We start from the raw sequence: 7407 nt of genomic DNA on the forward strand, positions 1-7407 counted from the left end.
TCTGAAAAGAATCCTGACCTCCCCTTTCTTCTCGGGGCGGATAGAGCCTTAAGAAGCATGGGTTCTCTTTTGGGGTTTCTGAAAGAGAAGGCTATAGAAAAGGCAGGAATGGATGAGTTCCAAATCGAAAAGCTTATTGACCAGCGGGATACTGCCCGGGAAAGAAAGGATTGGGAGAAAGCAGACAAGATTCGCAGGGATTTGGAAAAGACAGGAATCATTCTGGAAGATACTCCCGCAGGAACCCGCTGGAAATATAGAGACATAAAAAAGTCTCGTCATAGACCCCTTTTAGGCACTTCCTAAACATCGTTCATACACTAAAAAGTACTTGACAGCCTTTTCGTTCTGTGGTAAAATGTTACATAGAATGTATTATTCTATTACAGTGCCGACGGGGGTGAAAGGTATGATTACGAAGAAAGAGTTGGGTAAGAGAATTAAGAAATTTAGAGAAGATTTCGACCTCTCACAAGAGGAATTGGCAGCCAGATTGAGTTTGCCTCGGCCTTCTATTTCACAGATTGAGTCAGGTCGACGGGAGGTGAGTAGTATAGAAGTGGCGAAATTGTCAAAGATTTTTGGAGTTTCGATGGATGATTTGCTAAGTCGTGATTTAGAAAAGAAGTGTCGTGCACCCAAGAAGAAATTCAATAAACCTAAATTCAATAAGGGGAAATTCAAGCAAGTTTTGCTTTATATTTTGGAAAAATGTGGGGCAAAACCCAATGTAGGGGAGACAGTTCTTTTTAAATTGCTTTATTTTGTTGATTTTGATTATTACGAACTTTATGAAGATTTCTTGACTGGTGAAGCTTATAGAAAAATTAGCTATGGTCCCGCGCCATGTAATTTTAACATAGTTATCAGTGAAATGATAGAAAAAGGGCAAGTAAAAAAAATTCCTACTGAATATTTTGGGATGCCTCAAAAAAAATACATACCGTTGGTAAAGCCTGACTTGAAAATGTTAGATGGGAGGGAAATGAAAGTAATAGAAGAGGTAATTGAAAGATTATCTTCTATGAATGCTACTGCAATAGAGAATCACTCCCATCAAGATATTCCTTGGGAAGTGACAAAAGACAGAAAAATTATTGATTATGACACTGTGTTTTATAGGAGACCCGCTTACTCGGTAAGAACTTATCCTGAAGAATAAAATGCAATTTACCGCTTTGCCTGAGTTTGATAGAGAATTTAAGAAATTACTTAAGAGATATCGTAGTTTGGAAGAAGATTTAAATGTGTTGAAACAGGTATTAGAAAGAAGCCCGCGGGGATATGCGCCAGTTATTGTTCGAGTGAGTGGCTTAGGTATTCGCACTGAAATATATAAAGTCAAACACTTTAGATGTAAAGCTCTTAAAGGGAAAGGATCACGAAGTGGTATCAGGATTGTGTATGCTTATTTTGAGTCAGAACAAAAAGTCGAGTTTGCTGAAATATACTATAAGGAAAAAGACGACAGGGTTTGTGATAGAGAAAGAATCTTAAGATACTACGTGGGGTCCTTCTAAGAAAGTTGTCCATAAAACCTTAAAGAAATATTCAGTATTGCCTTGATTTTGCCCAAAGCAAATTCCAAAATCTGGCAGTCCTTAAATCTAAGCATTAAAGGAGAGAGGTTTTGGTTTTCGCTTGACAAATTTGGCTTTTTATGGCAGTATCAAGAAAGAATCGAGATACAGAAAGCTTTAATTGAAAATTGAATAAGGCCTTTCCGCAAAGAGGCTAAGCCTCTAACGTGTGACTGCGGAGCAGGCTGTCACTGTGCCCGAAAGGGCGAGGGGTGGCAGTCGTTCTCAGTTTTCGTCACACGTTACTGGGGTCGATATGCACCCCTTTTTTATTTGTGGAAAAGGCCTGTCCATTTGAAGTGTTGACTTCAATATCAGAAAGGAGATAGGAATGAAAAGAGAAGAGGTTTCGCACAAAAGGACGCACGCGAGGGTCAGGATTTCTTTTCCCATAAAGCTCACACTTAAGAAGATTGCTCCCACTATTCCCTCAACTTTGTGGGGAAAGACCGCCGATTTGAGCGAGGGAGGTCTGTCCGCTGTTTTAGAAAATCCTCTACAGGTTTCTTCATTGATGGAAGTAACTATTGGCTATTCTTTAGCCCCAATAGAAGCGCTGGCGCAGGTAGCGTGGAATAGACCCATAGTCAATAATGGAAAGTTTCGCTGTGGGATTCGCTTTTTAAGTTTAGGACATCGCGATTTCTGCGGCTTGAGAAAAATTCTGGGAGCGGCAACAAGCATTATAACGGCAAGTTATCTTCCGGAAAAGGTGATAACAAATCAGGATATCATTGACGCTGGCCTCAAGGCAACGCCAATGGCCATAGAGCGTGGTCTTGGCGTGAGGGAAAGGAGAGCTGCAGCTCCGGATGAAACCGCAGCAGATATGATGGCTAAAGTGGCTAAAAAGATTTTAAAAAAAGCCGAATGTTTACCTCAGGAACTTGATTATATTATTTGCAGTGCAGATGTTGGAGACTCGGTTGAGCCTGATACTGCAACTGCAGTTCAGTCTAAGATTGGCGCTTCCTGCCCTGCTTTCGGAGTTTCGATGTCCTGCACGGGCTGGCTTGCTGCAGTTGATATAGCGCTGCGTTACCTTGATGCCGGCAAGAAAAGGATTTTGGTTTTGGCAAGCTCTTTAGTGGGTTCGCGAATCTTCTATCATAATCTTATGCATAGAGCAATCTTTGGCGATGGGGCGGGTGGAATCCTCCTTGAGTCGCATCATCGGAGTCGGTTCTTAGGAAATATTCTCTGGACTGACGGGCGTCACTATTCAAAAATCTATATTCCCCATCCATGGTCTATAATTCCAGAAGATATCCCTGAAGAATATAAGGCTTCGTTCTATATGTCGCCTGACCAGAAGAAATTCTTCGCCATTATGGACTCTTATCTCGTTCCTGTTACCAAGCGTCTTTTAAAAGAAGCCAAGGTCGAATTACAAGACATTGATTTATTTTTCCTTCACTATCCCAGTAAGCCTTTGTTTGATTATTCCTTGAAGCTCTTAAAGATTCCTCGCGAAAAGACTTTTAGCCGGTTTGAAAGTTATGGTAATCTCGCTGCTGCTGAAGTGCCTGTGTTTCTTGATGAAGCCGTCAATGTAGGACGGCTGAAAAAGGGCAATCTTCTTCTTGTGGTGACTTATGGGGCAGGGTTTACCGGCGGAGGGTTAGTATTAAGATATTAGATTGGGAGAGATTATGAATCCTTACGCCATTTCCCCACTTCTTTGTGCGGTTTTGGCTTTGTTGTTGGGTGGTTTTGTTCTTTCGAAAAATCTTAAGTCATCTGTGAATAGGTCTTTCGCTTTACTTTGTTTTGAGACCTTTTGGTGGCAGGCTTGCTGGTTTGCTATATATTATGCCGGAACGGATGTGCAAAAAGACTTAATTGCAAGAGCAGGTTATTCATTGATTCTGTTTGTTCCATTTACATACTACCATTTTGTAGTCCAATTTCTTCGTCTTAAAAGAGAGATGGTACGGGTTCGTCTTTTTTACTTTGTTGGCCTTTTCTGGTTAATTCTTCTCTGGACAACTAATATATTTATTGCCGGGCATAATGAATTTAGCTGGGGAGCTTATGGAAAGGCTGGTTCACTTCATCCTATTTATTTAATCTTCGTGGGTATAGCGGCCTGGCGAGGTTTAACTTTCCTTAAAGCCTCGATGGTTGACCCGGAGCGTTCGGCCCTTGCACGAAATCAGAATAAATTCGTTTTTTCAGCAGTTTGCCTTTACTGTTTTGCACTTCTTGAATATTTTATTAATTATGGCGTTGCAGTTTATCCTATTGGCGTGTTCTTCATTTTGGGTTCCTTCCTGGTAATTGCTTATGCAATCGTTACATTACAGCTTATGGACATTACTTTTGTGATAAGAGACACTACCGTTCGCCTGGCTTCTTCGTCAATCCCGGCTGCCATTTTTATAACTATAGGAATATTGTTCTTCTCGCTTCCAACTATGATAGCCATGATTGCTCTGACTGCCGTTGCTTCGCCTCTTCTTTACAGACCTTTAAGAACGCTCTTCCGGCCATTTATCCTGGGGAGCAAATATGAATATCAGCAGAAACTTCGTAGGATTAGTGATAAGTGGTTTTCGATTTTCAGTCTGGATAGACTGTCGGAGAGCCTGGTTAAAGACGTTGCCGATACCATTGGCGCGAAATATTGTAATTTTATGATTCATAATGAAGATGATAAATCTTATTTTGTAAAAGCACATACTGGTTTCGAAGAAGGGCAAGGAGTAGAAGAGATTTTCTTTAAAGAAGAAGGCCCTTTGGTTTCGCGCCTTAGGAAAGAGAAGGCTATTGTGATTAAAGAAGTGTTGAAAATAGAACCGTCTTTTTCCGGACACGAGCCTGTAGTCGAGGAGATGGATAGGGTAAAAGCTGCTATCAGCGTTCCCCTCTACATAGATAATGAGTTAAAAGGCATATTGAATCTTGGTGATAAAGTTTCAGGAGAAATCTATAACAGACAGGACCTTAAAATACTTTCCCAGATAGCCAGAGACGCTGAAGTAATGTTTCGTTATTCCTTCTTCAATTATGAGCAGTCGCTGTTGGTTTATAGATATAGCCATGACTTACGCACTCCTCTTGATCCTGTTCAGACTTATCTATATCTTATGCTTCAAGGCAAATTGAGTGAAGAAGAGAAAGAGAAGTATCTAAAAATTATCCAGAAAAACGTTGACTTTGTTGCCCAGGGATTGAGCGATATGTATCAATTAAGCCAGATGGCATACGACCACATAAGGAAGAAATTTGTCTTTAAGCATTTTAACATAATAGAGATGGTAAATAGAATAGCGGAAGACTTCACGCCCGAGGCAAAAAAGAAAGAGATATATCTCAGGTTTAAAAGGAAAGTTGAGATGCCATTGGCCTATGGTCATGAGCAGAGCATAGAGCGCCTGATTAGAAACCTGATACAGAATGGAATAAAATTTACCGATAAAGGGGGTGTAGAAATAAGTACGTCTTCCGAAAGACAGGACATTAAGATAGAAGTGAGTGACACAGGGCAGGGAATACCAGGGAAGGATTTACCCAGAATATTTAATCCTTTTTTTAAGACAAAAGGCAGAGACCAGATAGTAGAAGGTTCGGGTTTGGGGTTGACCATTGTTAGAGAGATAGTAGCTCTACATTCAGGAGAAATCAAAGTGGAAAGCGAAGTTGGCAAAGGCACGACATTTGCTGTTTTACTACCTGTTTTTAAGCAGAGGAAAATCTACTCGAAAGCGCGGGGAGGTAATTGATGGCGCCACACATCCTCATAATTGATGATGAAAAGGAGACCAATCAGTCAACTAAGCTCCTACTGGAGAAGAACGGATATGAAGTCTCCAGCATTGACGATCCCACAAAGGCTCTTATGATTCTGGGAAAAATGAGTGTAGGAAAACTGAGTCCGGTTGACGCGATTATCCTGGACCTCGATATGCCCGGAATCACGGGAGGAGCACTATTCAAAAAACTTAGAGACTGGTGCCTGGCAAAGGAAGTTCCCGTAATAGTTTACACGGCAGCTCATACCAAAGGAAAGATTGAGCTTATAAAAGAAGCTTTCTCACGAGGATTGTTTGCGGTAGTGCCAAAAGCCTGTCCGGAATATCTGCTAATCAGGATAAATGCAGCCTTGAAGTCAAAAGGGGGATTTCTGGGGCTTCAACTCAGAATCGAAAAGCAGCAGTTAGAGGAAAAATATCTATTTGAGAAAGGTTCTGTTGACGACCCTGATTATTTGAGGTATATGGAGCTCTGTTTTCTGGAACAGGGAGAACAGATTCTGGCAGCGGCATATAGGGAAAGGAGGATGCGACTGGAGAGCGAAAGATAGTTATGATAAAATCTTAAGAAATCCTTCCCAGAGTTTCCTTTCTGAAAAGCAAATTCAAGACGATAAAAATGATGAAGTTTGTACTTGACCTCTCTGTGAATATGTGTTAATTTCAATATTGGGGGACATTTCAATAGACAGTTTTATGGGCACTTTTTAAATGAGGACCATGGAAGAAAGAGGGGCAGAAAAAACGGTCATCGGGATTGGCCCGGACGGTTCGTCCCGATTAGAATACGCTTTTGCTTATAAGGGATGGAGTCATGCGAGTATTTTCAAGTTCATACCGCATATTGGCTGGATTCACGCGTCTGTGCTATGCATTGTTTCTTATTTCCTTATTTGTAGTTTGCGTCCCCGCTTTAGCCTGGTCCCAGGATACAACACCCCCGGCAGCAATAACTAATCTATCGGCTTCACCCGGAGAGGTAGACCAGAAGATAGACTTATCCTGGAGTGCGCCTGGTGATGACGGGACCACCGGCATATTAACCGGTGAATACAGAATAGATTACGCTACTTATACCAAGACCTGGAATCCCACCGATTATCAGATTTCTATTCCCACCTCAAATGTAAATCCCGGAGATGACCAATACCGGGAAGTATCAAACCTTACCGTGGGAGCTACATACTATTTCCGTATCTGGACAAGGGATGAGGATCCCGATCATTGGTCGGAGATATCGAACGGGGCAACCACATGGGCGCCGGCTATTCCTCCTGCCGCAGTTGTAGATTTAGAAGCCATCCCGGGTACGGCAGAAGGTTCAATCAACTTAAGTTGTACTGCGCCCACAGAAGATGGCGCAATAGGCGGTAAAGTCTCTTCCTACATTTTGAAGTACTCAACCTTCAGTGTGAATGACGTAGGAGATACAACTGTTTGGTGGAATCATCCTCAGACTCTTACTGGATTAGATGGAGGTTCACCAAAAGAGCCAGGTGAAACTGAAACCTTCATCATCGGAGGTTTATCTCCCGGCAATACTTACTATTTTGCCATAAAAAGCAGGGACGATATAGGGACTATTTCGCCCATTGATACTAAGACTGCCAGTTTCAACCAGGCCAATGCTGTCACCGCCAGTGATGATACTCCTCCAGCGGCAATTACCACCCTATCGGCTATACCCGGAACTGAAGGAGGGGCTATCGACCTTTCCTGGAAGGCTCCGGGTGATGATGGGGGTACGGGCACGTTGGATGGGGAATACAGGATAGACTACGCCACTTATACCAAGAGTTGGAATCTTACTGACTATGAAATATCTACTTTAGTAAGTGGCGTTAACCCCGGGGACGCTCAATCGTTTACAGTTACAGGTTTGAAAGAGGGAGCGACTTATTATTTCAGAATCTGGACGGCAGACGACGCAAGTAACTGGAGTGAAATATCCAATGGAGCGACAACCTGGGCGCAGGATATTCGTCCAGCAGCAATAATTAATCTATCCGCCTCACCGGGAGAGATAGACCAGAAGATAAACTTATCCTGGAGTGCGCCTGGTGATGACGGGA

The 7407-nt window shown here is 42.2% G+C and carries 7 protein-coding genes; all 7 read left to right on the forward strand.

The window, feature by feature from the left end:
- Positions 1 to 306: hypothetical protein (locus VMW39_01825; protein HUW22758.1), on the forward strand; the 306-nt coding region annotated here is incomplete at its 5' end.
- 103 nt (positions 307 to 409) lie between these two features.
- Entirely contained in the window at positions 410 to 1162 is a 753-nt protein-coding gene (locus tag VMW39_01830; GenBank protein ID HUW22759.1) for a type II toxin-antitoxin system antitoxin SocA domain-containing protein, read from the forward strand.
- Between the two features lies 1 nt (position 1163).
- Positions 1164 to 1520, forward strand: a complete 357-nt coding sequence (locus VMW39_01835; GenBank protein HUW22760.1) for a hypothetical protein — start codon at positions 1164 to 1166, stop codon at positions 1518 to 1520.
- A 391-nt stretch (positions 1521 to 1911) separates the two neighbouring features.
- Positions 1912 to 3219, forward strand: a complete 1308-nt coding sequence (locus VMW39_01840; GenBank protein HUW22761.1) for a 3-oxoacyl-[acyl-carrier-protein] synthase III C-terminal domain-containing protein — start codon at positions 1912 to 1914, stop codon at positions 3217 to 3219.
- 13 nt (positions 3220 to 3232) lie between these two features.
- Entirely contained in the window at positions 3233 to 5305 is a 2073-nt protein-coding gene (locus VMW39_01845; GenBank protein HUW22762.1) for an ATP-binding protein, read from the forward strand.
- Positions 5305 to 5886: a response regulator gene (locus VMW39_01850; GenBank protein HUW22763.1), complete on the forward strand. Its 582-nt coding sequence runs from the start codon at positions 5305 to 5307 to the stop codon at positions 5884 to 5886. The genes VMW39_01845 and VMW39_01850 overlap by 1 nt, the downstream gene beginning before the upstream one ends.
- Positions 5887 to 6149: 263 nt before the next feature.
- The coding region (locus VMW39_01855; GenBank protein ID HUW22764.1) for a fibronectin type III domain-containing protein at positions 6150 to 7407 on the forward strand (1258 nt) is incomplete at its 3' end.

Source organism: bacterium (assembly GCA_035530055.1).
Lineage (GTDB): Bacteria > UBA6262 > WVXT01 > WVXT01 > WVXT01 > WVXT01.